Source organism: Rhodomicrobium udaipurense JA643 (genome assembly GCF_000636015.1).
Lineage (GTDB): Bacteria > Pseudomonadota > Alphaproteobacteria > Rhizobiales > Rhodomicrobiaceae > Rhodomicrobium > Rhodomicrobium udaipurense.
This window is the reverse complement of the sequence record NZ_JFZJ01000256.1, coordinates 1-534: the sequence shown is the minus strand read 5'-3', so window position 1 is coordinate 534 and position 534 is coordinate 1. Positions and strand designations below refer to the sequence as shown.

The 534-nt window shown below is 62.5% G+C and carries 1 protein-coding gene; it reads left to right on the top strand.

The features are described from left to right. Window positions 1–236: DUF2948 family protein (locus T281_RS17225; RefSeq protein ID WP_037242688.1), on the top strand; the 236-nt coding region annotated here is incomplete at its 5' end. Between the last annotated feature and the right edge of the window lie 298 nt (window positions 237–534).

Below are 534 nucleotides of genomic sequence, written 5' to 3'. Positions count from 1 at the left end.
AGACAACGGAATTCGCCGAGCTTCTCGCCGTGACATACGAAGAATCCGAGCCGCCGGGCGGATTTATCACGCTCTACTTCGCGGGGGGTGGCGCGCTTCGCCTCCATGTCGAGTGCATCGAGGCGGAAATGCGCGACCTTGGCGCGGCGTGGAAAACCGCTATAAAGCCAGAGCATGCCTTGGGCGATGCAGAGCCGGGATCACCCACTGCCGAACTGGTGCGGGATTCAGGCTAGGCGGGCGCATCCGGCGGGAGCCGTCGGGCGCCTCGGTTCGTTTCAAGGCTTGGTCGCAGCTTCGCCTCACGGCGGACAAACGGCATCGATAACAACATCGTGAGCGTCAGCACAAACGGACGGCGCTCGAAAGAGACGGGACGACTTTCTTGACACTCTTCTTGCGTTCGACGGAACCTGATTTTCAGCAGCGGTTCGATGCTCTTGTGCAGGGACGGCGCGACCAGCCGCATGATGTGCAGGACGCGGTTCGCTCCATGATCGCCGCCGTGCGCGAGCGTGGCGACGCGGCACTCAT